Origin of the sequence: Pantoea sp. NPDC088449, assembly GCF_044753225.1 — a bacterium.
GTDB lineage: Bacteria > Pseudomonadota > Gammaproteobacteria > Enterobacterales > Enterobacteriaceae > Pantoea > Pantoea floridensis.
On record NZ_JBIVMT010000001.1, the window covers coordinates 1,036,725 to 1,056,661 of the forward strand.

The 19,937-nt window shown below is 55.2% G+C and carries 21 protein-coding genes; 16 read left to right on the forward strand and 5 right to left on the reverse strand.

Going from position 1 to position 19,937, the window contains the following annotated elements; translation table 11 throughout:
* Positions 1-23 precede the first annotated feature (23 nt).
* The 11 genes from ACIP6T_RS04975 to ACIP6T_RS05025 all read left to right on the forward strand — a co-directional run bounded on the left by ACIP6T_RS04975 (position 24) and on the right by ACIP6T_RS05025 (position 8,462).
* Positions 24-293 carry a hypothetical protein gene (locus tag ACIP6T_RS04975; RefSeq protein ID WP_097097427.1) on the forward strand — a complete coding sequence of 90 codons (270 nt, stop codon included), beginning with the start codon at positions 24-26 and terminating at the stop codon, positions 291-293.
* Between the two features lie 9 nt (positions 294-302).
* Entirely contained in the window at positions 303-740 is a 438-nt protein-coding gene (locus ACIP6T_RS04980) for a PTS sugar transporter subunit IIA (RefSeq protein WP_097097426.1), read from the forward strand.
* The gene (locus ACIP6T_RS04985; protein ID WP_400455693.1) at positions 737-1,321 is read left to right on the forward strand and encodes a glucokinase; all 585 of its coding nucleotides are present in this window, start codon (positions 737-739) and stop codon (positions 1,319-1,321) included. Before ACIP6T_RS04980 ends, ACIP6T_RS04985 begins: the two co-directional genes overlap by 4 nt.
* Before the next feature lie 162 nt (positions 1,322-1,483).
* Positions 1,484-2,278 carry an SDR family NAD(P)-dependent oxidoreductase gene (locus ACIP6T_RS04990; RefSeq protein WP_400455695.1) on the forward strand — a complete coding sequence of 265 codons (795 nt, stop codon included), beginning with the start codon at positions 1,484-1,486 and terminating at the stop codon, positions 2,276-2,278.
* A 206-nt stretch (positions 2,279-2,484) separates the two neighbouring features.
* Positions 2,485-2,841, forward strand: a complete 357-nt coding sequence (locus ACIP6T_RS04995; protein ID WP_400455697.1) for a hypothetical protein — start codon at positions 2,485-2,487, stop codon at positions 2,839-2,841.
* Positions 2,842-2,890: 49 nt separating this feature from the next.
* Entirely contained in the window at positions 2,891-4,891 is a 2,001-nt protein-coding gene (locus ACIP6T_RS05000; protein WP_400455700.1) for a protein-disulfide reductase DsbD family protein, read from the forward strand.
* Positions 4,891-5,613 (forward strand): DsbA family protein, encoded by a 723-nt coding sequence (locus ACIP6T_RS05005; protein ID WP_345826756.1) that lies wholly within the window; start codon positions 4,891-4,893, stop codon positions 5,611-5,613. Before ACIP6T_RS05000 ends, ACIP6T_RS05005 begins: the two co-directional genes overlap by 1 nt.
* Positions 5,610-6,107: a protein disulfide oxidoreductase gene (locus ACIP6T_RS05010; RefSeq protein WP_400455703.1), complete on the forward strand. Its 498-nt coding sequence runs from the start codon at positions 5,610-5,612 to the stop codon at positions 6,105-6,107. The genes ACIP6T_RS05005 and ACIP6T_RS05010 overlap by 4 nt, the downstream gene beginning before the upstream one ends.
* Before the next feature lie 185 nt (positions 6,108-6,292).
* Entirely contained in the window at positions 6,293-6,931 is a 639-nt protein-coding gene (locus ACIP6T_RS05015; protein WP_097097420.1) for an RpiB/LacA/LacB family sugar-phosphate isomerase, read from the forward strand.
* A gap of 144 nt (positions 6,932-7,075) precedes the next feature.
* The gene (gene zntB, locus ACIP6T_RS05020; RefSeq protein WP_345826755.1) at positions 7,076-8,059 is read left to right on the forward strand and encodes a zinc transporter ZntB; all 984 of its coding nucleotides are present in this window, start codon (positions 7,076-7,078) and stop codon (positions 8,057-8,059) included.
* Between the two features lie 256 nt (positions 8,060-8,315).
* A complete protein-coding gene (locus ACIP6T_RS05025; protein WP_176519178.1) occupies positions 8,316-8,462 on the forward strand; it encodes a hypothetical protein in 147 nt (48 codons plus the stop codon).
* 58 nt (positions 8,463-8,520) lie between these two features.
* On the opposite strand, the gene ttcA is transcribed toward ACIP6T_RS05025, so the two are convergent.
* Positions 8,521-9,456, reverse strand: a complete 936-nt coding sequence (gene ttcA / locus ACIP6T_RS05030) for a tRNA 2-thiocytidine(32) synthetase TtcA (RefSeq protein WP_400455706.1) — start codon at positions 9,454-9,456, stop codon at positions 8,521-8,523.
* 281 nt (positions 9,457-9,737) lie between these two features.
* Between ttcA and ACIP6T_RS05035 the strand changes: the two genes are divergently transcribed.
* Positions 9,738-9,938, forward strand: coding sequence for a DUF2767 family protein (locus ACIP6T_RS05035; protein WP_097097417.1), 201 nt, complete (start codon positions 9,738-9,740; stop codon positions 9,936-9,938).
* A gap of 40 nt (positions 9,939-9,978) precedes the next feature.
* Here ACIP6T_RS05035 and nifJ read toward each other — a convergent pair whose 3' ends face one another.
* Both nifJ and ACIP6T_RS05045 read right to left on the reverse strand, forming a co-directional pair.
* Positions 9,979-13,506 (reverse strand): pyruvate:ferredoxin (flavodoxin) oxidoreductase, encoded by a 3,528-nt coding sequence (nifJ, locus tag ACIP6T_RS05040; protein ID WP_400455709.1) that lies wholly within the window; start codon positions 13,504-13,506, stop codon positions 9,979-9,981.
* 138 nt (positions 13,507-13,644) lie between these two features.
* Complete coding sequence (locus ACIP6T_RS05045) at positions 13,645-14,301, reverse strand: MgtC/SapB family protein (RefSeq protein ID WP_097097415.1); 657 nt, start codon at positions 14,299-14,301, stop codon at positions 13,645-13,647.
* A 188-nt stretch (positions 14,302-14,489) separates the two neighbouring features.
* On the opposite strand from ACIP6T_RS05045, the gene ACIP6T_RS05050 reads away from it, so the two are divergent.
* The gene (locus ACIP6T_RS05050) at positions 14,490-14,762 is read left to right on the forward strand and encodes a DUF333 domain-containing protein (protein WP_097097414.1); all 273 of its coding nucleotides are present in this window, start codon (positions 14,490-14,492) and stop codon (positions 14,760-14,762) included.
* 16 nt (positions 14,763-14,778) lie between these two features.
* Here the strand turns inward: ACIP6T_RS05050 and ACIP6T_RS05055 are convergent, their stop codons facing one another.
* Positions 14,779-15,771: a 2-hydroxyacid dehydrogenase gene (locus ACIP6T_RS05055; RefSeq protein WP_097097714.1), complete on the reverse strand. Its 993-nt coding sequence runs from the start codon at positions 15,769-15,771 to the stop codon at positions 14,779-14,781.
* A gap of 170 nt (positions 15,772-15,941) precedes the next feature.
* Between ACIP6T_RS05055 and ACIP6T_RS05060 the strand changes: the two genes are divergently transcribed.
* The 3 genes from ACIP6T_RS05060 to ACIP6T_RS05070 are packed head-to-tail and all read left to right on the forward strand — an operon-like array spanning position 15,942 to position 19,074.
* Entirely contained in the window at positions 15,942-18,560 is a 2,619-nt protein-coding gene (locus tag ACIP6T_RS05060) for a YdbH family protein (protein ID WP_400455713.1), read from the forward strand.
* Positions 18,557-18,742 carry a YnbE family lipoprotein gene (locus ACIP6T_RS05065; RefSeq protein WP_097097412.1) on the forward strand — a complete coding sequence of 62 codons (186 nt, stop codon included), beginning with the start codon at positions 18,557-18,559 and terminating at the stop codon, positions 18,740-18,742. Before ACIP6T_RS05060 ends, ACIP6T_RS05065 begins: the two co-directional genes overlap by 4 nt.
* Positions 18,743-18,753: 11 nt before the next feature.
* A complete protein-coding gene (locus ACIP6T_RS05070) occupies positions 18,754-19,074 on the forward strand; it encodes a YdbL family protein (protein ID WP_400457073.1) in 321 nt (106 codons plus the stop codon).
* A gap of 83 nt (positions 19,075-19,157) precedes the next feature.
* On the opposite strand, the gene azoR is transcribed toward ACIP6T_RS05070, so the two are convergent.
* Positions 19,158-19,757 (reverse strand): FMN-dependent NADH-azoreductase, encoded by a 600-nt coding sequence (azoR, locus tag ACIP6T_RS05075; protein WP_400455715.1) that lies wholly within the window; start codon positions 19,755-19,757, stop codon positions 19,158-19,160.
* Positions 19,758-19,937 lie beyond the last annotated feature (180 nt).

Here is a 19,937-nt window from a genome sequence, read left to right on the forward strand (position 1 = left end):
CGCCATTCGGGGCAGGAGACGCTATGTTTGGATTCTTGAAAAAGGGCTTGGAAAATAAGAGCCAGGATTCACAGGAAATAGATCTTCAGGCTGAAGCGATCAGCGGTAAAATAAACGAACTGGAACAACAGTTGGCGAATAATCCGCAGGCGAAAGATACGCAAAAGCAATTAATGCTGGAATATAACCGCGCATTAACGCTTTTTGCTAAAAGCCACCGCTTCCGTCAGGAAATTGATCCGCTGTTCGTTAAAATTGATGAACTGCGTAATACCATTCGCAAATCCTTTTAAGGAGGCAGTATGAGCATTAAACAGCTGCTGCAGGAAGCGAGTGCGATTCAGGTCGGGATCAGCGCCATGGACTGGCGCGAGGTGATCGCGCTGGCCGCGCTGCCGCTGCTCAACGGCGGCTACATCAAGGCCAGCTATCCGGAAGCGGTTATCGCCAACACGCTGGAGCACGGCGCTTATTACGTGTTTGAGGAGGGCATTGCCATTCCTCATGCACGGCCGGAAACCGGCGTGCTGAAAGACTGTTTCAGCATGATCGTACTGGATGAGCCGATTTCGTTTGATGGCAGCGATAAAGCCGACATCGTGATTATGTTCGGTGCGCGTGACAGCAACGCCCACATTGAAGAGGGCATCCGCGCGATTGTCACGCTGCTGGAAGATGAAGAGACGCTGGTGCGCCTGCGCAACGCCAGCAGCGCTGCGGAGGTGATAGATATCCTATGACAACCCATAGCGAAGAGAAAATTGTCGTGCTGGTAAACGGCATTCCCGCCTCCGGCAAAAGCACGCTGACCCGCGCACTGGCAGAGCAGTTTGGCTTTCCGGTATTAACGCTGGATGGTCTGAAAGAACCGTTTATGGCCAGCTTTGCACCGGTGGATCGGCAGCGCAATCGACAATTGGGCTGTGCGGCCTATCAGGCGATCTGGAACGTGGTGGCGCAGGCGCCGACGCGCTGCATCTACATAATCGACGCCTGGTTTGGCTTTCAGCCGCGTGAAGTACTGCAGCAAGGATTGCAAAAGGCGAACGTGACGCGGGTGCTGGAGCTGTGGCTGGCGATTACGCCGGATGATGCGGTAACGCGTTATCAGTCGCGTTTGACGGATCGTATGCCCGGGCATCCGGGGGCGGAGTATCTACCGGAACTGCGCAAGCTTGCGGAAACCGCTCAGCCGATGGGGCTGGGTCCGGTTTTGCAACTGGATGCGCGCGATCCGGACGAAGCGGCGGCTTTTGCCTGGCTGCAACGCCAGCTGCGAGTGCCCATCGCTGCCCAGCCTGCTTTATCAGCATCAGGTTAAATTCCTGTCTGCAACAGGCAAAAGGAGAGGCCTGAACAGCTGCCATTAGACGAAAATTCAGCGCGTGTTTTGCCGTGTCTTTCGATTAATCGCATGTTTCGTCAATGCGTGTCGCTGAGCTTCTACCAGGCTTTTGTGATTACGCTCACAGAGGAAACCTTCATGAATATCGATTTACACGGGAAAACAGCGCTGGTCACCGCCTCCACCGGCGGCATAGGTTTTGCCATCGCACAAGGTCTGGCCGCCAGCGGCGCGGAAGTGGTCCTGAACGGACGCAGTGAAGTATCGGTCAGCCGTGCGCGCGAGAAGCTCAACGGCCTGGTGGCGGGCGCAAAAATCCATACCGTTATCGCCGACCTCGGCAGTGCGCAGGGTGTCAGGCAACTGCTTAACGGCTTGCCGCCGATCGATATTCTGGTAAATAACGCCGGTATTTACGGACCGCAGGATTTCTTTGAGGTGGATGACGAAACCTGGGATGCCTACTGGCAAACCAATGTGATGTCAGGTGTCCGCTTGTCGCGCGCGTTGTTGCCGGAGATGGTGAAACGCGGCTGGGGACGGGTAGTGTTTATCTCTTCTGAATCGGCGCTCAACATTCCCGCCGATATGCTGCATTACGGCGTCAGTAAAACGGCGCAGCTGTCGCTGGCGCGTGGTCTGGCAAAAGTGGCGGCGGGCAGTGGGGTGACGGTGAATAGCGTGCTGCCGGGACCAACGCTTTCCGACGGTTTTGCCGCCATGATGGAAGAGGAAGTGAAACGCACTGGTAAGCCGCTGGAAGTTTTAGCGAAAGAGTTTGTGATGACGCAGCGCCCGAGTTCGGTGATTCAGCGTGCTGCCACGGTGGAAGAGGTCGCGAATATGGTGGTGTACGTCTGTTCAAAACAGGCATCGGCAACCTCCGGTGCAGCACTGCGCGTGGATGGCGGCGTCGTGGATGATATTGTTTAGCCGCATGCTGCGATTGACCTGGTCGCCATGAATGGCGACCCGACGGTGGATCGTGCGGTGTTTAGGTTGCTCGTCACGTAGGGTGGGCATTCATGCCCACCGTCTCAATAACGCTTCGTACAACAAAGACAAAAGTTTACACTGCAAAGCTTGGTGTTTCTGCTGTAGATGCATAAAATGCCCGCACTTTTCTCTGAGGCTGCGGCATGACGATATCGCTATCACGCGCAAAATGGATTCTGGCACTGGTTTGTCTGGTGCTGGCATTTTGTCTCGTCCAGCGCAGCTTCAATTTGCCCTCCGCGCCGTTCCCGCAGATCAACGCCTCCGGGAAAACTCAATGTGTTGACGATGCCAGCGGCAGCGAAAAGCCCTGTGCACTGAGCGCGAAATCCCTCGGCGGCACGGCACCGCTCCTTGATACTGCATTGCCCTTTCTGCTGTTGCTATTAGCGTTAATGGCTAGCTTTACGCCAGCCATGAAGTCTGTCGGCTATCACCGCACACTACTGTTTCCACCGCTGCGACGGCGGCATCTCACCTTCTGTGTCTTCCGGGAATAACACGACGCGCTGCATCGCGTAAACCCTGTTATTTACTGGAGATATCAATATGTACTTATTAATCAGGAGCCTGCTGCTTCTGCTGGCGAGCTGTGCGATGACCGCGCAGGCCGCCGATACCGGCTGGCTGCGCAATGCGCAAAATAGCCACGCCGAGGTGCGCCTGCGCAGCGCCAGCTTCAACGACAAGCAGCAACTGCTGCTGGATATTCGTCTGCAACCCGGCTGGAAAACCTACTGGCGCACCCCGGGCGAAGGCGGCGTCGCGCCGGAAATCCGCTGGCAAACGCCGGAGGTCAACGCGCGATGGTTTTGGCCAGCGCCCGAGCGTTTTGACGTTAGCGGTTTGACCACGCAAGGCTACAAAGGCGATATTACGCTGCCCATCGAACTGGCAACATTGTCGAGCCAACGGCTTGCAGGTACGCTGACGCTCTCAACCTGCAGCGATGTCTGCATTCTGACCGATTTCCCATTCAGTCTCGATCTCACCCGGCCTGCGGATGTGAATTTTGCCCGCGATTATGCCGAAGCGATGGGGCAAATTCCCGCCGCAGGCGGATTAACCGATCGGCTCGACGCCAGCTTTGTTAACGGCGAACTGCAAATTCGCGCCCAGCGCCAGGATGGCTGGCAAAAACCGGCGCTGTTCTTTGACTATCCGCCGGGCAGCATGCTGGCAGCACCCAGCATCAGCGTTAGCGGTGACACACTCAGCGCGCGAGTGGCGGTGACCGACGAATGGGGCGAAGCGGCACCGGACTTGCGCGGCAAAACGCTGTCGCTGGTGGTAGCCGATGGCGGTATCGCGCAGCAAAGCTCAGTGACGATTGGCGCTGAAAGCCTGGTTTCGGGCGGGGCAGCGCAGACCTTGTGGTCCGTTGTGCTGCTGGCGCTGCTCGGCGGATTGATCCTCAACCTGATGCCTTGCGTGTTGCCGGTGCTGGCGATAAAGCTCAGCAGCCTGGTACAACAGCAGGGGCAAACACAGCGTCAAACGCGCCAGCAGTTCCTTGCCTCCAGCGTTGGCATCATCTTCTCCTTCCTGCTACTGGCATTGCTGATGACCGGGCTGCGGCTAAGCGGCCAAGCACTTGGCTGGGGCATCCAGTTCCAGAGCAGCGGTTTCCTGCTGGTGATGGTGCTGGTAATGTTCCTGTTCAGCGCCAGCCTGTTTGATTTGCTGCACTTCCGCTTGCCGTCGGGCCTCAATACCAAACTGGCGACACGGGGCAGTGATGGTCTGCTCGGACACTTCGGGCAGGGCGCGTTTGCCACCTTGTTGGCCACGCCGTGCAGCGCACCGTTCCTTGGTACCGCTGTCGCCTATGCGCTGACTGCACCGCTGCCGCAGCTGTGGCTACTGTTTGTGGCGCTTGGCGTGGGCATGAGTTTGCCATGGCTGCTGGTGGCCGCGCTGCCGGGTATGGCGCGTTGTTTACCGCGTCCCGGGCGCTGGATGGTGCATCTGCGCAGCGTACTCGGCTTGTTTATGCTGCTTGCCACCTTCTGGCTGGTCACGCTGCTCATACCTCACTGGGGCGCGACCTTTGCGCTGATGCTGGCGCTCACGCTGCTGGTGGTGCTTTGCATCTGGCTCGTGAAACAGCAGGCGCTCCAACAGGCTGGCGTCGTGCTCATCACGCTTACGCTGGCAGGCGCACTGTTCCTGATGACGCGTATTGAGCCGGAAGAGGATTCGCTGCACTGGCTGCCGCTGACAGAAGCGGCGCTCAATCAAGCACTTGAGCAGGATAAACGCGTGTTTATTGATGTCACTGCTGATTGGTGTATCACCTGCAAAGTGAACAAATCCCGCGTGCTGAATCAGCCTGATGTGCGTGCTGCGCTAAAAGCCGACGACGTGGTACTGCTGCGCGGCGACTGGACACAACCCGATGCGGCGATTGGTGAATTCCTGCGCCGCCGCGATCGTGTCGCCATCCCATTTAACCAGATTTATGGCCCGGCGCTGCCGCAAGGCCAGATTTTGTCACCGCTGCTGACGCGTGAAGCGGTGATTTCAACACTCTCTGAGGCGAAAAAATAATGAAGAAATCACTGTTACTGCCACTGATGCTCCTTGCCATGCCCGCTCTTGCTGCTGCGCCGTTTACCCCAGAACAGGAAGCGCGCATTAAAGAGCTGATTCGAGAGACGCTGGTGCAAAACCCGGCGATTCTGGCCGAGGCGGCCGACGCCTTGGACAAAGAAGCCGCGCGCCAGCAGCAAAGCGTGGTGGCGCAGATGGTGGAGAAAAACCGCGATGTGCTGTTCAACGATGCCGCCTCACCGCGCATTGGCGCTGAAAAGCCCGCGCTGACGTTGGTGTACTTCACCGATTACAACTGTGTGTTCTGTAAGAAATTTGAAGCAGATATCGAAAAGCTGATCAAAAACTATCCGCAGGTAGCGGTGGTGATTAAACCGCTGCCGTATCGTGCCGAAACCTCGCTGACCTCAGCACGACTGGCGCTCACCGTTTGGGAGCAGCAGCCTAAAAACTTTCTTAAGCTGCATGAGCGTTTGATGGCTAAAAAGGGCAATCACGATGCGGCCAGCATTGAAGCTGCGCTGGAAAAAACCGGCATCACCTTGAAAGAGCCCAGCAAAGCCAGTCTTGACACCATTAACAGCAATCTGACGCTGGCACAGCAGCTTGGCGTCCAGGGGACGCCAGCAACGCTGGTGGGCGATCAGATGATCAGCGGTGCGGTCCCTTATGAACAGCTGGAAGCGGCAGTGAAAGGCGCATTGCAGGCGAAGAAATGAGTCGCCTGAAGCGCTGGCTGCGTGAAGCGCTAGTGCTGGTCCTCATTGCCGGAGCAGTACTGTGGGGCATGGATTGGTGGCGTGCGCCGCAACTGCCTGCGGATTTGGCGCAACAGCCGCTGACTTCGCTACAAGGTGACGTCAATCTCGCTGAAATGAGTCAGCATCAGCCGGTGCTGGTTTACGTCTGGGCGACGTGGTGTGGTGTGTGCAAACTCACCACGCCAACCGTGGCGGCGCTCAGCCAGCAGGGAGTAAAGGTGGTCAGCGTGGCGCTGCGCTCCGGCAGCGATGCGCGCGTTGCCATCTGGCTTGAGAAGAAAGGGGTGCACGGTGTGGCGATCAATGATGAAAACGGAGCGCTAGGTCAGCGCTGGGATATCAACGCAACGCCGACCTTTATCGTGTTACACCAGGGAAAAGTCGTTAGCACCAGCAGCGGCTGGACCAGCGGTTGGGGATTGAAACTGCGCCTGTGGTGGGCATCCCGATAAGGTCACTGGCGGTACATGCATGTGCCGCCAGCAACATCGCGTTTTGCAGAACAATATGTTCTCGCTTCGTCGATTGCATGATCAGTCTGTGACTTGAATCACAGGCAATAAAGCATTTAAGGGCTGCATTTTACCGCTCACTGATTAAAATGAAACGGTGTTTCAATTTAATTTGAGGATGGATCATGAAAATCGCTTTGATGATGGAAAACAGCCAGGCTGCGAAGAACGCAACGGTGTTGAAGGAGCTTCAGTCGGTGGCACAGCCGCTCGGGCATCAGGTGTTTAACGTTGGCATGAGCGACGAGCAAGATCATCATCTGACATACATTCACCTCGGTATCATGGCCAACGTGCTGCTGAACAGTAAAGCGGTGGACTTTGTCGTGGCCGGTTGCGGCACCGGCCAGGGCGCGCTGATGTCGCTTAACCTGCATCCGGGCGTGGTGTGCGGTTACTGCATCGATCCGGCGGACGCCTATCTGTTTGCGCAAATTAATAACGGTAATGCGCTGTCGCTGCCGTTCGCGAAAGGTTTCGGCTGGGGCGCGGAGCTGAACCTGCGCTTTATCTTCGAAAAAGCCTTCACCGGAGAAAAAGGGCTGGGCTATCCGCCGGAGCGTAAAGCGCCGCAGGTGCGCAACGCCGGCCTATTGAACGAAGTGAAAGCCGCACTGCTGAAAGAGAACACGCTGGATGCATTACGCGCCATCGATCCTGAGCTAGTAAAGACGGCGGTAAGCGGTCCGCGCTTGCAGCAGTGCCTGTTTGAACATGGGCAAGACAAGGCGATCGTAGGCCTGGTACGTGAACTGACGCAGTAGTGATGCTCTTAGGGCTGATCAGGTGCGCGCTGATGCGCACCTTTTTTTATGCTCGACTGTCATCTTTGCTCACAGCCTGATGATTGCAACTGCTCTGCGCCGCGCTAGACTGTATCGTATTGATTTTGATAGTGAGGCCAGTTCGTGAACGTCATTGAAGGAAAAGCACTGCAAGTATCTGATGCCATTGTGGCCTGTCAGCTTGATGGCGCAGGTGGCATGATTCCCATCGAAGATAAAGATGTGATTAATTGCGAGCGCCCCTGCTGGCTCCACCTCAATTATACCCAACGCCAAAGCGCAGAATGGCTGCAAAACACGCCGCTCATCCCCGACTCCGTGCGCGATGCGCTGGCAGGTGACAGTATGCGCCCGCGCGTGACGCGCCTCGGCGACGGCTTCATGATTGTGTTGCGTAGCGTTAACCATAACGCCGATTCGCGGCCCGATCAGCTGGTCGCCATGCGCGTGTTTATCAACGACAAGCTGATTGTCTCCACGCGCCGTCGCAAGGTGTACGCCGTCGACGAAGTGTTAACCGATCTCCAAAATGGCAATGGCCCGATTGATGGCGGCAGCTGGCTGGTGGATGTCTGCGATGCGTTGACCGATCACGCCAGTGAATTCATTGAAGAGATACATGACAAAATCATTGCGCTGGAAGATGGCTTGATGAACCAGGAAGTGCCTGCACGCGGTGACCTGGCGTTGATACGCAAGCAGCTGATTGTGATGCGACGCTATATGGCGCCGCAGCGTGATGTTTATGCGCGGCTGGCCATCGAGAAAATGGCGTGGATGAATGATGACGATCGCCGTCGTATGCAAGAAGTTGCGGACCGATTAGGACGCGGACTCGACGATCTCAATGCCGGCGTGGCGCGTACCTCAATTCTGGCGGATGAAGTCGCTTCGATTCTGGCGGAGTCAATGAACCGCCGCACGTACACCATGTCGCTAATGGCGATGATTTTCCTGCCCGCGACGTTTTTAACCGGCTTATTTGGCGTTAATCTGGGTGGCATCCCCGGCGGCAGCTGGCCGCTGGGCTTCACGGCCTTCTGTGTGCTGCTGCTGATGATGGTTGCAGGTGTTGCGGTATGGCTTAAAAGACGTAACTGGCTGTAAAACAGAAAAGCGGTTTAAACCTGATCGATATCAATATCTCCCGAGACCAATCGGGGCAAACTCTCTCCCGCAGGTGAATGCAACGTCAAGCGATGGGCGTTGCGCTCCATATTGTCTTACTTCCTTTTTTAGAATTACTGCATAGCACATTTGATTCGTACGACGCCGGCCTATCCGCCGGCTTTTTTTTGCCCGCTTGGCTTGCTCGGCCATCCTCTCCTATGCTTACAAGACATTCAGCAATAAGGAGAAGGGCATGCAACCGATCACCGCTAGCGAACCGATTCCTACCGATCCACCCCCCATTCCCGAACCGATTCCACAACCACAGCCGATTCCACCAGAGCAACCGCCTTACGACCCGGAGTTTCCACCGATTCAAGATCCGCCGCCGCACCGCTAATTGCAAATAAAAAAGGCGCGTTGCCGAAGCGACGCGCCTTTTATCTATCGAAAAACGCTTACTTAATTTCCAGCACGTCCAGACGTACGCTAAGGCTCGGCGCATCATCGTCTTCAGGCTGCCAGCCCGCAGGCTGCACCGGCAACGTTTCGCGATCAAATGCTAAATCACCGCCATCAACAACGTCATCGCCGTGTTTGATACCTTTGAAATCAAACAGATTGATATCTGCCATATGTGATGGCACCACATTCTGCATGGCGGTAAACATGGTTTCGATGCGGCCTGGATAACGTTTATCCCAGTCGCGCAGCATATCGGCGACCACCTGACGTTGCAGATTTGGCTGCGAGCCGCACAGGTTGCACGGAATGATCGGGAACTGGCGTGCTTCCGCAAAACGAATGATGTCCTTCTCGCGGCAGTAAGCCAGCGGACGAATCACGATATGCTTGCCGTCATCGCTCATCAGCTTGGGCGGCATGCCTTTCATCTTGCCGCCGTAGAACATATTCAGGAACATCGTCTGGAGGATGTCGTCACGATGATGACCTAACGCGATTTTGGTACAGCCCAGCTCGGTGGCAGTGCGGTAAAGAATGCCACGGCGTAAGCGCGAGCAGAGTGAGCAGGTGGTTTTCCCTTCGGGGATTTTATCTTTAACTATCGAATAGGTATCTTCGTTGACGATGTGGTACTCAACGCCCAATTCATCCAGATAGGCTGGCAGGATATGCTCAGGAAATCCCGGCTGTTTCTGATCCAGATTCACCGCTACCAGCGAGAAATTCACCGGTGCGCTCTGCTGCAAATTGCGCAAAATCTCCAGCATGGTATAGCTATCTTTGCCGCCAGACAGGCAAACCATGATGCGATCGCCTTCTTCAATCATATTGAAGTCAGCAATGGCTTCACCCACGTTGCGACGCAAACGCTTCTGCAATTTATTGAGGTTGTACTGCTCTTTTTTTGTTACTTCTTGATTTTCTGACATTATTTTCACGCTTAAGAGTGAAGACAAGGACCGTTAGCGGCTGAAGCAAACTTCAGCGGCAATAAACCCTTTTAACATGACTGCGTATGGTACGGATTGCGGGCGCGAATGCTAGCCTGAAGTGATCTCTTTTCTGCGAGTCACGCATTGCACTTGATAGCAAAGCGCACACTTTGCCAGCGCAATCTGTGTATTTATTGATCTAAGCAAATATTTTCCTCATCCGGCCCTGACAGGATGGCCAAATAGTTTTTTTAGTTTCTTAAGGTGAGGAGTGAAAAATGCAAACGTATGACATGGTGTTTGAAGAAGCATGCCGGCTGGTGGGGCAATGTTATCTGGAGCTGGCACAGCGCGGTGCCGCAACCGAGAAAGAAGTGTTAGCGACTGAGTTACGTAACCTGCAAGTGCGTTATCGTGAATTAACCGGCGCACCGAATCGCGCCGTGGAGATGGCAATCGTCCAGCTTAAACCCTGTTAAACCAGCAAAAAGCCCGGCCATCTGCGCCGGGCTTTTCCATTTACTCACTTTTCTCCCTTTTTCCTGCTAACTCCGCCAGCCGTTGATAGCGCTGCTCAGCGGCCTCCGTCGCGTCACGCCATAACTGAGACGCCTCTTCGGGGCGCTGGCTTTGTAATTGACGGAAGCGCTGCTCGTTCATTAATGCCTGTTCCAGCTCTGAGGTGGGTGGACGAGAATCCAGTGACAGCGCGGCTTTACCTTGTTCCGCTCGGCGCGGATCAAAACGATACAAAGGCCAGAAGCCGCTGGTCGTAAGCAAACGCATTTGCTCATGGCTATAGGCGAGATCGTAGCCATGTTCTTCACACGGGCTATAGGCAATGATCAACGACGGCCCTGGCCAGGCTTCGGCTTCCTGAATCGCTTTCACCGTCTGATTAAGCTGCGCACCCAGTGAGATCTGCGCCACATACACATGCCCATACAGTAGGGTGGACATGCCAAGATCTTTACGTGCTTTACGTTTGCCTTGCTCGCCAAATTTGGTCACGGCGCCCAGCGGTGTCGCTTTTGATGCCTGACCACCGGTGTTGGAGTAGCACTGTGTATCCAGCACCAGCACGTTTACGTTTTCGCTCAGGCTCATCACATGATCGAGTCCGCCGTAACCAATATCATAGGCCCAGCCATCGCCACCAATCAGCCAAACGGATTTCTCCACGAATGCATCGGCGGTTGCAGTTAATGCTACGGCTGCAGGCTGCGACGATGCGGCGAGCAGGGCGCGCAGTTGGGCAATCTGTTCGCGCCGCCGTGATATGGTGACGTTGTCACCTTTAAGGTCAGCAACTAATGCGGCGGGCAATTCTGAAGCACATTGATCGAGCAACCTGAGTGCGCGCTGTTTTTGCTGATCGACACTCAAACGGAAACCCAAACCAAACTCGGCGTTATCTTCAAAGAGTGAGTTAGCCCACGCCGGACCACGCCCTTCAGCGTTAGTGGTATAGGGCGTGGAGGGCAAGTTGCCGCCATAAATCGAAGAACAACCGGTAGCATTAGCAATTAATAGGCGATCGCCATATAGCTGCGTCAGAAGCTTGATATAAGGCGTTTCACCACAGCCGGAACAGGCACCGGAATATTCAAACAGCGGGGTAATGAGCTGCGAGGTACGGATATCAATCCTTTCCAGCTGTTCTGCCGTTATCTCAGGAAGTGCGAGGAAGGCAGCGTAATTGTTCTTTTCAGTCTCAACATGCTCCAGCCGTGATTTCATGTTGATGGCTTTAATCTCTGGGTGCTGGCGATCGCTGGCTGGACACACCTCTACGCATAAGTTGCAGCCGGTGCAATCTTCCGGTGCCACCTGCAATACATATTTCTGCCCGCGCATATCGCGCGATTTCACATCAAGGGATGCGAGCGAAGCGGGTGCATCGGCCAGCGCTTCAGGGGCTACCACTTTGGCACGAATGGCCGAATGGGGGCAGGCGGCGACACAATGATTACACTGCGTACACAAATCAGGCTGCCAGATGGGGACCGCTTCGGCGATATTGCGTTTTTCCCACTGCGTAGTGCCGACCGGCCAGGTGCCGTCGGGTGGCAAAGCCGAGACGGGGAGCTTGTCGCCAAGGCCTGCCAGCATTGCGGCAGTCACGGTTTTGACGAAGTCGGGTGCGCTATCTGACACCACCGGCGGCCGATGTGGGCTGCGGGGATCAACCGGCTGTAGCGGCACCGCGTGCAGTGCCTGTTGAGCTAGCGCCAGCGCCTGCCAGTTGCGCTGCACCAGCGCTTCGCCCTTGCTGCTGTAGCTACGTGCAATCGCGTTTTGCAATTCGCTCAGTGCGCTGTTGCCTGGCAGGATCTGCGTCAGCTGGAAAAAGGCCATCTGCATAACGGTGTTAATGCGTGCGCCCAGTTGGCATTCACGGGCAATGCGCGCAGCGTTAATCACATAAAATTGTGCCTGTTTGTCGTTAAGCTGGCTTTGAACTTCCTGTGGCAAACGTGACCACACTTCATCCGCGCGGTAAGGCGTGTTGAGCAGAAAAATCCCGCCGGGCTTGAGCTGATCAATCATCGAATACTTATCGATAAATTGCAGCTGATGGCAGCCGATAAAGTCCGCTTGCTGAATCAAATAGGCGGACTGGATGGGATATTCACTGACGCGTAAATGGGATACCGTCAGTCCACCGGCTTTTTTTGAATCGTAAACGAAATAGCCCTGCACGTGCCACGGCGTAGCGTTGCCGATAATCTTCAGATTGTTTTTGCTGGCGCTGACGCTGCCGTCGCTTCCCAGGCCGTAAAACAGCGCCTCAAGTCGCGCGCGGTTAGGCACAATGTTGGCTTCCAGCGGCAGGGAAAGGTGAGTGACATCATCGTAAATGCCGACGGTAAAGCGCGCCGGAGGTTGTTCACGCTGTAGCGCCCGGAATACGGCCAGGACCGCATCGGGTGCGAACTCTTTCGAAGATAAGCCATAGCGCCCACCACTTACTTTTGGCAGCGATGCACGCTCGCCACGGCTGTAAGCCTCAGCCAGCGCAGTCATCACATCAAGGAACAGCGGTTCACCCAGCGCGCCCGGCTCTTTGGTGCGATCCAGCACGGCAATGCGCTGCGCGGACGCTGGGATCACGCTGAGTAAATGCTTCGCCGAAAACGGGCGATATAAGCGCACTTTCACTAAGCCAACTTTCTCCCCGCGCGGCAGCATCTCATCAATCGCTTCTTCCGCAGTGCCGCAACCAGAACCCATCATGACTATCACGCGTTCGGCCTGTGGATGGCCATAAAACTCAAACGGCTGGTAGTGGCGTCCGGTATTTGCGCCAAATGCTGCCATCGCATCTTCAACGTGTTGGGTGCAATTGTCGTACCAGCGGTTAGTGGCTTCGCGTGCCTGGAAGTAGGTATCGGGATTCGCGGACGTGCCGCGAATGGCAGGACGATCTGGCGTGAGCGCGCGCGCGCGGTGGGCGGCAATGGCGTCAGCGGGCATCAGCGCCTGCAGGGTTTCATCGCTGATCGGTACAATCTTGTTAATCTCATGCGAAGTGCGGAAACCATCAAAAAAGTGGATAAAGGGGATACGGCTGTTAAGCGAGGCAATGTGCGCAATCAAGGCAAAATCCTGCGCTTCCTGCACGCTGGATGCGCAAAGCTGTGCGCAGCCCGTCTGGCGAACGGCCATCACATCGGAATGATCGCCAAAAATAGACAGTGCGTGAGTCGCCACGGTACGCGCTGCAACGTGCAGCACAAACGGCATCAGTTGACCGGCCAGTTTGTACAGCGTTGGGATCATCAGTAGTAATCCCTGCGACGAAGTAAAGGTGGTGGAGAGCGCCCCGGTTTGTAGCGCGCCATGCACGGTGGCAATCGCGCCGCCTTCAGATTGCATCTCGATGACACGCGGTACGTCGCCCCAGACGTTAGGGCGGCCTTCGCCAGACCAGCTATCTGCCAGTTCGGCCATAGTGGAGCTGGGCGTGATAGGGTAAATGGCAATCACTTCACTGGTGCGGAAGGCGACCGAAGCCACTGCACCGTTACCGTCGACGGTAATCATAAATCGTCCTTTGCTACGCTGAGAAACCCGCAAAATTTACGGGGGTAATCAATTCAGTCTAGCAAAGTGTCATGAAGCGACTTTTTAATCTGTGTGCTCGTATGCTGTGAACGCACAAGCCTCTAAAATTGATGGTTGTTACATCATCTCCAGCGATTGTACTCCTTTGATTTCCATCACCTTGTCGTAAATATTGTGAATAGGCGATCTGCGTGACAACGTCACCTCAACGCTCAGCTCGCATAAGCCGCTCTCTTCATCGCGATTGACCACTGCTATATGCCCGTAGCGAATGTTTTCGCGCTGTAATACCAACAATACGATTGGCACGCTTTTCGGTTTGAGATGGACCAGCAGCGTGTGATGACGGCCAATCAGCCAATGGCTGATGCGACGGAAGGTTTCCAGCACGACCAGCGCCAGCACCGTGCCATAAATGCCGATTTCATACATGCCGCTACCGATGACCAGACCAATCGCCGCAGTGACCCATAAACCGGCGGCGGTGGTAAGGCCTTTCACCACTTGTTTCTGAATGATGATGGTGCCTGCGCCGAGAAAGCCCATACCGCTGACTACCTGCGCCGCAATACGGCTGGGATCGAGCGCCACGTGTTCGCTGGCTAACATGTCGGCAAAGCCATATTTCGAAACCAGCATAAACATTGCACTGCCGATACCCACCAGAATGTGGGTGCGTAAACCCGCCTCTTTGGCGCGCAGCTGGCGTTCCAACCCGATCAGGCCACCGAGAATCCCGGCCAGAGCGATACGAATCAACATATCCGTTAGCATTTATCTCTCCTTAGTCATTGAAAAATGGGAATGTCACAGGAATAAAATGGGGTAAATATCCCAATCAGGATAATTCTGCTTGTAAAGCGTGGAAGAAAATTTTGTAAAAAGCTGTGTCACCCCTCGATCCCTTGCTAAGCCTGACATATGCTGGTGCGACTTTTTCGCTCATCCCCGGAGCCCAACCGATGAAAGCCGCTCTCTTCCTGCTGGCCGGAACGACACTGTTACTTTCTGCCTGCAGCAGCAATAGTGATAACGAACCGCCGCAACAAGCTACTGCCGCACACGTACAACCGCGCGTTATTATGTCATCGATGGCTGAAGTGAATTGCAGTAATGCCGGAGGATCGCTGGCGTTTTCCCGTCAGTTAGACGGTTCACGTATCGGTATGTGCCAGCTGGCGAATGGTCGTCGCTGTGACGAACAGGCGCTGATGGGTGGAAATTGCGCCCGCTAACGCAGGCGCAATGCGATTACGCCGTTACCTGATTGGGACTGGTTTCACCGCGCTCTAGCTGTTGTAGGTTACCGAGCGTAGTTTCTGAAATCGCCGTCAACGCTTCGGCCGTCAGGAAGGCCTGATGACCGGTAAAGAGTACGTTGTGGCACGCTGATAAGCGACGGAAAATATCATCCTGAATCACATCATTCGATTTGTCTTCAAAGAACAAATCGCGCTCGTTTTCATACACATCCATGCCTAGCGAACCAATCTTTTGCTGTTTAAGTGCATCAATGGCTGCCTGTGAGTCAATTAACGCACCGCGGCTAGTGTTGATGATCATCACGCCATCCTTCATTTGGCTGAACGCCTGCGCATTGAGCAAGTGATGGTTTTCCGGCGTCAGCGGACAGTGCAGCGTAATCACATCGGATTCGGCAAACAGCGTTTTGAGATCGACATATTCCGCGCCCAGATCGAGCGCCGCCTGGCTTGGATAGGGATCATACGCCAGCAGGCGCATGCCAAAGCCCTTCAGGATGCGCATCGCCGCAATACCGATTTTGCCGGTGCCGACCACGCCTGCGGTTTTGTTATACATGTTGAAGCCGGTTAAGCCATCCAGCGAAAAATTGGCGTCGCGGGTGCGTTGATAAGCGCGATGAATACGGCGATTGAGCGTCATCATCAGGCCAACGGCATGCTCGGCCACCGCTTCTGGCGAATAAGCCGGTACGCGCACCACGTTTAATCCCAGCGCTTTAGCTGCTGCGAGATCGACGTTATTAAAACCGGCACAGCGCAGCGCGATATGCTTCACGCCCAGCGTCGCCAACTCTTCCAGCACCTCTTTACTGGCATCATCGTTGACGAAAATGCACACCGCATCGCAGCCAGCGGCATTTTTCGCGGTGGCTGGCGATAACAGGAAGTCAAAGAACTGCAGCTCAAATCCAAAGCTGGCATTGACGTGTTCAAGGTACTTCTGGTCGTAGTGCTTGGTGCTGTAAACCGCAACTTTCATTGTTTCGCTCCTGAAAAATGCTACGTCGGTATCATCAAAGGATAACGTTTTCCGCGGCATTTTGCTGGTCTTCAGCCAGACTATATGGCTGAAAACTTCATTTGCGAGACGTAACATGCCATCATTTGGCTCCTCGTCAGGATTGTGTAAAGAACAGGAAAGTTAACTGCATGACGCGTGGCCTTCGCCGAACACTTGCTGCACTATTGGCGCTGATACTGCTGCTATTAGGATTGCTGCTGACACTCACGCAGTGGCTGCCGCGTCTGGCGGGTATCTGGCTGCCAGAAAATACCCGCGTTGAACTCCACGGCACGCCGCGCTGGCAGCAAGGTGCGCTGCATTTTCCTGCGGTGCGCTATCTGGCGGGCGAGTGCGAGCTGGCGAAGGTAAGCGATGCCGCACTCGGCTGGCAGCACAAGCGCTGGCAGCTTAATGCCGAAGACGTGCAGCTCAACAGCGATTGCCTGCAATCGCTGCCGCAAAATGAGACAAACGGTACGCCGCGTAGCCTGGCCGAGTGGCAGAAGATGTTGCCGGGCGCGGATGTGCATTTGCAAACGATCACCATTTTGCCGTTTCAGCAATATGCTGGTCGTTTTGACCTCACCTTAGATAAAGATGTGCAGCAACTGCACTATCAGGGCGACAATCTCAAGGTTGATGCCCGTTTGCAGGGGCAGCAGATGCATATTGCCCAGCTGCAGCTCACACATCCTTTACTGCCCCAGCCGCTGAATTTACAGGGTGATGTCACCTTGCCAACCTTTGCCGATGGGTTACCCGTCGCTGGCCAACTGCACGCAGCGGTAAATTTGCTGCAATGGCCGCAGCCACTGGCGCTCACGCTTAACTGGCAACAACAGCAAGGGATGCTGGTAGTCAATCAACAGGGCGACGATCACCCGCTTTTGCAGCTGCCATGGCAGGTAGACGATCGCCAAATCCGTATTACGCAAGGTCAATGGCGCTGGCCGCAAGCCGAGCAGCCGCTATCGGGTGGCGTTACCTTAACGCTGGAAAACTGGCAACAAGGGCTGGAAAACACCCAGGTCAGCGGACGATTCAATTTGCTGACGCATGGGCGCGGTGGCAAAGGAAATCTGGTGTTAAGCATCGGCCCCGGCAAACTGAGCCTGACAGAGAGCGCGTTGCCGTTTCAGTTGACGGGTGAGAGTAAGTTCGCCGATCTCCAACTGTATGGCAGCATGCCCGGTTTGCTGCATGGCATGCTGACAGATCCGCAGCTCAGCCTGAAGCAAGGAGCACTGCTTCGTTTGCGCGGTCGTTTACTCTCAACATTGGAAGTGGATGAAGCACGCTGGCCGCTGGCCGGTGTTACCGTAGCCACGCGCGGCATTAATGGTCGCCTGCAGGCGATACTCAAGGCGCACGATCCCAACTTTGGTCGTTTCACGCTGCATCTTGATGGCCGCGCCACGGATTTTTGGCCGGACAGCGGCGTATGGAACTGGCGTTATTGGGGAGAGGGCGTGATTGAACCGCTGGCGGCCAAATGGGATGTGAAAGGCAGCGGCAGCTGGCAAGACACATTAATCACCCTTAGCACGCTGGATACCGGCTTCGATCAGCTGGCCTATGGCATGGTGCAAGTCGCTAAACCGCGCCTGACGCTCTCTGCACCGGTGCGCTGGCAGCGCGATCCCCAGCATCCCGCCTTTAACGGTGGCTTCACGCTGAAATCCGGCCAAACCCAGTTCAGTTACGGCGGCTGGCTGCCCCCTTCAGAACTCAATTTCGCAGCCAAAGGCAGCGATCCCAGCCAGTTTATCTGGCGCGGTCAGCTGTTGGCGGAAGATATCGGCCCGGTACGCGTCCATGGCCGCTGGGATGGGGAACGTTTACGGGGTGAAGCCTGGTGGCCCGCGCAATCGCTGACGGTATTCCAGCCCTTACTCAGCAGCGACCTGAAAATGCGCATTCAGTCAGGTGAATTGCGTGCGCAAGTGGCGTTTTCGGCAGCGAGCGAGCAGGGTTTTGAAGCAGGTGGTCACTGGACGGTAAAAGAGGGCAGCCTGTGGATGCCCGACAGTGAAATCAACGGTATTGATTTCTCGTTACCGTTCCGTTTAAAAGATCATCAGTGGCAGCTTGGCCGACGTGGACCGGTTTCATTACGCATTGCCGAAGTGAAAAACCAGTTTTCACTGCAGAACATTACCGCCGATTTGCAGGGTCACTATCCCTGGCGGGAGCGCCAGCCGCTAACGCTCAGTAATGTGAATCTCGATCTGCTCGGCGGGCACGTGAGCATGCCCGAGCTGCGCATGCCGCAGCATCAGCCCGCGCGCGTCTCGCTCAAAGAGATCAACCTGAGCAAGCTGGTGACGGCGATTAAACCGAAGCAGTTTGCTATGTCAGGCAAGGTTAACGGCGAGTTGCCGCTATGGGTGAACAATCCCCATTGGCTGGTGGAAAAGGGCTGGATCGCCAACAGCGGTCCGCTGACGTTCCGCCTGGATAAAGATATGGCCGATGCCATCGTCAGCAATAACTTTGCCGCCGGTGCGGCGCTGGATTGGCTGCGCTATATGGAGATTTCGCGTTCATGGGCCACGATCGATTTGGATAATCTTGGCAATCTGACGATGCAATCAGAGGTGAAAGGGACCAGTCAGTTCAGTAATCGCCGTCAGTCCGTCAATCTCAACTACCGTCATCAAGAGAATCTATTCCAGCTGTGGCGCAGCCTGCGCTTTGGCGATAATTTGCAATCCTGGGTGGAGCAAAATGCCACCTTACCCTCGAAGAAGGATCCCCAACCATGAGCCTCAGGGCATTACTGGTGCTGGTGCTACTGCCATTGAGCGGTTGCGTCCCGCGTATTGAAGTCGCCGCGCCGAAAGAGCCGATCACCATCAATATGAACGTCAAAATTGAGCATGAAATTCACATCAAGGTGGATAAAGATGTGGAAGCGCTGCTGAAGAATCAAAGCGGGCTGTTTTGAGGAGAAGCATGATGAAACGCAAGGGGATTGCCCTGATTGCCGCGCTGCTGCTCGTGCCATCGGCCTGGGCGCTAACGCTGGATGAAGCGCGTCAGCAAGGGCGCGTTGGGGAAACGCTGAGCGGTTATGTGGCTGCACGCCAGCAGGACGACGAGACGCTCGCGCTGGTCAAGCGTATTAACGATGGACGGATGCAGCAGTATCAACGTGTCGCTCAGCAAAATAATCTCAATACCAGCGAAGTGGCACGCATCGCCGGCGAAAAGTTGGTGAACCGCGCGGGCAGCGGCGAGTATGTGCGCGGTATTAATGGCCAGTGGCTGCGTAAATAGAACGCATAAAAAAGCCGGGCACTCAGGCCCGGCAATGATGGCATGATACCCGTTATTGGCGGGTATTTATGGTTTAATACGGATTATGCAGCCACGATCTGTTTGATGGCGTCTTTCGCATCGTTAGCCGCTTTGGTCGCCACTTCTGGACCATAAGCAATGCCTTCCGCGAACACAAAGTTCACGTCAGTGATACCGATAAAGCCAAGGAACAGCTTCACGTAGGGTGTCAGCAGATCGCTGGCGGTGTCTTTATGGATGCCGCCGCGGCTGGAGAGGATCACTGCACGCTTACCGGTGACCAGACCTTCAGGGCCGGCTTCGGTGTAACGGAAGGTCACGCCAGCACGAGCAATCAGGTCAAAGTAGTTTTTCAGCTGCGTTGGAATGTTGAAGTTGTACATCGGTGCCGCGATAACGATGGTGTCATGGGTTTGCAGTTCAGCAATCAGTTCATCGGACAGAGACAGCGCTTCCTGCTGACGCGGAGACAGCGGCGCGTCAGACGGACGCAGTGCGCCAACCAGCTCACCATCCAGTACCGGAATTGGCTGAGCAGCCAGATCGCGAACGGTAACCGAATCACCTTTGCCACGTGCTTCTTCAGCGTAGAAGTCGGCCAGTTGATTTGACTGAGAATAACCAGCCAGAATGCTTGATTTCAGAACTAAAACGTTGCTCATGGTATTTTCCTGTGCGTTACGCGGTTGGCTTACCGCTCAATGCTTTACACTGTACGGAGTAAGCCCGTGCGGTAAAAGCGCAATATTTCGAGCTCGATGTTCGAAATAATTGAATAAGCTCGCACGTCGCGTTCAGGCAGGTTTTCCAGATTGTGCTATGATGCCGACCATTAATTGCTT

What these genes read in the sequence shown, in the direction of transcription:
- ACIP6T_RS04975 (WP_097097427.1), top strand. Translation starts at nt 24, where the DNA reads ATGTTTGGATTCTTGAAAAAGGGCTTGGAAAATAAGAGCCAGGATTCA.
- ACIP6T_RS04980 (WP_097097426.1), top strand. Translation starts at nt 303, where the DNA reads ATGAGCATTAAACAGCTGCTGCAGGAAGCGAGTGCGATTCAGGTCGGG.
- ACIP6T_RS04985 (WP_400455693.1), top strand. Translation starts at nt 737, where the DNA reads ATGACAACCCATAGCGAAGAGAAAATTGTCGTGCTGGTAAACGGCATT.
- ACIP6T_RS04990 (WP_400455695.1), top strand. Translation starts at nt 1,484, where the DNA reads ATGAATATCGATTTACACGGGAAAACAGCGCTGGTCACCGCCTCCACC.
- ACIP6T_RS04995 (WP_400455697.1), top strand. Translation starts at nt 2,485, where the DNA reads ATGACGATATCGCTATCACGCGCAAAATGGATTCTGGCACTGGTTTGT.
- ACIP6T_RS05000 (WP_400455700.1), top strand. Translation starts at nt 2,891, where the DNA reads ATGTACTTATTAATCAGGAGCCTGCTGCTTCTGCTGGCGAGCTGTGCG.
- ACIP6T_RS05005 (WP_345826756.1), top strand. Translation starts at nt 4,891, where the DNA reads ATGAAGAAATCACTGTTACTGCCACTGATGCTCCTTGCCATGCCCGCT.
- ACIP6T_RS05010 (WP_400455703.1), top strand. Translation starts at nt 5,610, where the DNA reads ATGAGTCGCCTGAAGCGCTGGCTGCGTGAAGCGCTAGTGCTGGTCCTC.
- ACIP6T_RS05015 (WP_097097420.1), top strand. Translation starts at nt 6,293, where the DNA reads ATGAAAATCGCTTTGATGATGGAAAACAGCCAGGCTGCGAAGAACGCA.
- ACIP6T_RS05025 (WP_176519178.1), top strand. Translation starts at nt 8,316, where the DNA reads ATGCAACCGATCACCGCTAGCGAACCGATTCCTACCGATCCACCCCCC.
- ttcA (WP_400455706.1), bottom strand. Translation starts at nt 9,456, where the DNA reads ATGTCAGAAAATCAAGAAGTAACAAAAAAAGAGCAGTACAACCTCAAT.
- ACIP6T_RS05035 (WP_097097417.1), top strand. Translation starts at nt 9,738, where the DNA reads ATGCAAACGTATGACATGGTGTTTGAAGAAGCATGCCGGCTGGTGGGG.
- nifJ (WP_400455709.1), bottom strand. Translation starts at nt 13,506, where the DNA reads ATGATTACCGTCGACGGTAACGGTGCAGTGGCTTCGGTCGCCTTCCGC.
- ACIP6T_RS05045 (WP_097097415.1), bottom strand. Translation starts at nt 14,301, where the DNA reads ATGCTAACGGATATGTTGATTCGTATCGCTCTGGCCGGGATTCTCGGT.
- ACIP6T_RS05050 (WP_097097414.1), top strand. Translation starts at nt 14,490, where the DNA reads ATGAAAGCCGCTCTCTTCCTGCTGGCCGGAACGACACTGTTACTTTCT.
- ACIP6T_RS05055 (WP_097097714.1), bottom strand. Translation starts at nt 15,771, where the DNA reads ATGAAAGTTGCGGTTTACAGCACCAAGCACTACGACCAGAAGTACCTT.
- ACIP6T_RS05060 (WP_400455713.1), top strand. Translation starts at nt 15,942, where the DNA reads ATGACGCGTGGCCTTCGCCGAACACTTGCTGCACTATTGGCGCTGATA.
- ACIP6T_RS05065 (WP_097097412.1), top strand. Translation starts at nt 18,557, where the DNA reads ATGAGCCTCAGGGCATTACTGGTGCTGGTGCTACTGCCATTGAGCGGT.
- ACIP6T_RS05070 (WP_400457073.1), top strand. Translation starts at nt 18,754, where the DNA reads ATGAAACGCAAGGGGATTGCCCTGATTGCCGCGCTGCTGCTCGTGCCA.
- azoR (WP_400455715.1), bottom strand. Translation starts at nt 19,757, where the DNA reads ATGAGCAACGTTTTAGTTCTGAAATCAAGCATTCTGGCTGGTTATTCT.